Consider the following 3,573-nt stretch of genomic DNA (forward strand, 5'->3'; position numbering starts at 1 on the left):
ACCCGCCGCCAGAAGCAGAATATCGTCAATATTCCAGATCGGGCTCCTGTGGGATGACTGAACTCTACAAAATGACCTGAAATTGCCTCAAGTGTGAGAAATCCGCGTCGACACTCATGATCATTTTCACTGTAGATCGAAATGCAGCTTCAACCTTTCGCCTGAAATTTTCAAAGAAAAGTCGGATGCTGTGAGTATTTGCGACTGACATGGCAGACAGGCTGAGCAAATAGCTGTCAGAAAAGCGCATCGACGGACTGTTGCCGCGTAATTCCGAAGCTCCAGTCCCGATCCTGTCCTTCGAGTTTGTCCCACCGAGGACTGACGCAATGGAACAGCGGCTCTGGCACTGCATCCGGCGCCTGGCGCCACTTGCGCCTCGTTTTGTCTCGGTCACCTATGGTGCGGGCGGAACCACGCAGGCCGGCACTTTCTCCACGGTGTTGCGTCTGAAGCGGAAGACAGACCTTGTTCCCGCAGCTCATCTGACCTGTGTCGGCGCAACCTGCGAGGAGGTAGATGACCTTGCCCGTCGCTATCGGGATGCTGGTGTTAATCATATCGTGGCCCTGCGTGGCGATCCTCCTACAGGCGCTGCGGATTACACTCCGCGGCCAGAGGGCTATGCTCATGCCAGCGATCTTGTCGCCGGTCTGCGTCGCATCGCGAATTTTGATATCTCTGTGGCCGCCTATCCTGAAACCCACCCTGCTGCGTCAAGCCCGGAGGCCGATCTGGATAATCTCAGGCGCAAGCTCGATGCGGGGGCGACACGCGCCATCACGCAGTATTTCTTTGATACTGAGATCTACCTGCGTTTCCTGGACCGATGCCGGGCAGCCGGAATTACTGTACCGATCATTCCTGGCATTATGCCGATTTCAAATTACGAGCAGATCGTGCGCTTTTCGGCTGTGTGCGGGGTAACGGTGCCAGCATGGCTGAGGCATCTGTTTGAAGGGACTGCCAACAATCCTGAACTTCGTCGTGTCGTCGCCAGTGTGGTGGCGGTGGCGCAGATCCGTACTTTGCAGGCTCATGGACTCAACGAGTTTCATGTCTCCACGCTCAACCGTGCTGGTCTGACTTACGCGATTGCCCATATCCTTGGGATGCGTCCGATGCAGACGAACGCATCTCATAATGTGACAGGCCTTTTGGAAACAACGGAAATCCCCAATGAGCGAGAAACCCCGGCAGATTTTGACCCCACCGAAGGGACACAGGAAGGTGCTCCTCCATTCATGCTGCGCACCCTGTTCGGGTGAGGTGATGGAGGCCATGACCGCATCGGGTATCGACTACACGATCTTCTTCTACAATCCGAACATCCATCCCGAGCGGGAATATCTCCTCCGCAAGGACGAAAACATTCGGTTTGCCGATAAACACGGTATCCCCTTCGTCGATGCCGATTATGACAGAGACAACTGGTTCGCTCGTGCGAAAGGCATGGAATGGGAGCCGGAACGCGGTGTCCGTTGCACCATGTGCTTCGATATGCGTTTTGAACGCACATCACTTTACGCTCATGAACATGATTTCCCCGTGATGACCAGTTCGCTCGGTATTTCACGATGGAAGAATATGGCGCAGATCAATGATTGCGGCCAACGCGCCGTATCTCCTTATGAAGGGCTCTCCTACTGGGATTTCAACTGGCGCAAAGGGGGCGGTTCCTCGCGGATGATCGAGATCAGCAAACAGGAGAAGTTCTACCAGCAGGAATATTGCGGCTGCGCCTATTCGCTGCGTGATACCAATGCTCATCGCCGCAGTCAGGGGCGTTCGCCGATCGAGCTTGGCACGCTCTATTATGGAACCGACGATGAGGCATGATCACACACAAGACGAGGGGGCCTGTTTGCTCGGTGATGTGCCGACCCCCAAAACGACACGTGATGAAAAGCAGCACGAAGCCTCTCTGGCATGCGATGCCCCGGAGGACAGCGTTCCGGATGAGGAAACCCAGTTCGGATGTCCGTGTTGTATGAACCCGTGGCTCCGTTGATCCGGGCAATATGCTGTTCAGACAGTGAAACGAACCATGCACCACGCCCTTGCCAGAGATATTCTGTCTTATCTCCAGACACCTGAACGTCTGGCCCTCTCAAAGAGTGAACGCCTTACGCGGTTTGTGGATTTTCTCTCGGGAAATCACAGGATTATTGGCTGCCGAAAGCAGGAATGTCGGAAACGACTGCGCCGGTTCGGGTACATCCTCGGTGCTGTCTGTCCTATGGCAGAGAGGGCGAGCGATATTGAAAAGCTCATCACGACGGTGGAGGACATCTGCACACGTCCTTTCACGCCAGCCACTCTTCAGGATGCATTGGGAATTTCCAGTCGGGAACATATCAGATGGACGTGTGACGGCAAGCTCAGGCCGATTGGAACGAAAATGATAAAGGATCGTGGGCGTTTCTCGCTGACTTTATACAGCGCGGAAGACGTGGCGAGACTGCTAATGTCTCCGGAAATTCTGGCATCGTGGAGGGCTAGACCTGTGGCCTGCCCTCCACGATAGAAACCCGCAGAGTTACCTATCAGGCCGAGAGTTCTTTTCGAACAATTTCCGCACCTGCGCCCAGAGCATCCAGCTTGCCGCGAGCCACATTACGCGGCAAAGGCGCCATACCGCAATTGGTGCAGGGATAAAGCTTGTCGGCATCCACAAATTGAAGGGCTTTTCGTAGCGTATTTGCGACTTCGTCTGGAGTTTCAATGGCATTGGTGGCTACATCAATGGCGCCGACCATGACCTTTTTCCCACGAATAAGTTCGATCAGATCCATCGGAACGCGGGAGTTCTGACATTCCAGTGAAATCAGATCGATATTGGATTTCTGCAGTTTGGGAAAGATCTCTTCATACTGCCGCCACTCTTCCCCAAGGGCATTTTTCCAGTCGATATTGGCTTTGATACCATAACCATAGCAGATATGGACGGCGGTTTCGCATTTCAGTCCTTCAATAGCCCGCTCCAAAGTGGCGATGCCCCAGTCATTGACCTCATCAAAAAAAACATTGAAGGCAGGCTCATCGAACTGGATGATGTCGACACCAGCCGCTTCCAGTTCTTTCGCTTCCTGATTGAGAATTTTGGCGAATTCGCAGGCCAGTTTTTCGCGGCTTTTGTAGTGGCCATCATGGAGCGTGTCGATCATGGTCATGGGACCGGGGAGCGCCCACTTGATGGGCTTCTTCGTCAGCGTGCGTAAAAACTTCGCATCCTCGACAAAAACAGGCTTCTCGCGCGTTACAGCGCCTATGACTGATGGCACGCTCGCATCGTAGCGGTTGCGAATTTTGACCGTCTGGCGATTCTCGAAATCTACACCATTGAGATGTTCAATGAACGTCGTGACGAAATGCTGACGCGTTTGTTCACCGTCACTGACGATATCGATCCCAGCGCGGTCCTGATCGTCCAGTGTCAGGCGTAGCGCATCCTGTTTGCCTTCGACGCGGATTTCTCACACTTGAGGCAATTTCAGGTCATTTTGTAGAGTTCAGTCATCCCACAGGAGCCCGATCTGGAATATTGACGATATTCTGCTTCTGGCGGCGGGT

Annotated in this window: 2 protein-coding genes and 1 pseudogene; 2 read left to right on the top strand and 1 reads right to left on the bottom strand. The window is 53.7% G+C overall.

The annotated features are described in order from the left end of the window. Positions 1–233: 233 nt before the first annotated feature. Together metF and GOB86_RS14980 are read left to right on the top strand one after the other, a co-directional pair. Positions 234–1,268, top strand: a complete 1,035-nt coding sequence (gene metF, locus GOB86_RS14975; RefSeq protein WP_165993452.1) for a methylenetetrahydrofolate reductase [NAD(P)H] — start codon at positions 234–236, stop codon at positions 1,266–1,268. 13 nt (positions 1,269–1,281) lie between these two features. Next, entirely contained in the window at positions 1,282–1,839 is a 558-nt protein-coding gene (locus tag GOB86_RS14980; RefSeq protein ID WP_242012712.1) for an epoxyqueuosine reductase QueH, read from the top strand. A gap of 707 nt (positions 1,840–2,546) precedes the next feature. Here the strand turns inward: GOB86_RS14980 and GOB86_RS14985 are convergent. Continuing rightward, positions 2,547–3,467, bottom strand: a pseudogene (locus GOB86_RS14985) (methionine synthase); the annotation flags it as partial. Positions 3,468–3,573: the final 106 nt, after the last annotated feature.

It is taken from the genome of Acetobacter lambici (assembly GCF_011516885.1).
GTDB classification, from domain to species: domain Bacteria; phylum Pseudomonadota; class Alphaproteobacteria; order Acetobacterales; family Acetobacteraceae; genus Acetobacter; species Acetobacter lambici.

Coding starts and splice junctions, on each gene's coding strand:
- GOB86_RS14980 (WP_242012712.1), top strand. CDS start 1,282: ATGACCGCATCGGGTATCGACTACACGATCTTCTTCTACAATCCGAAC.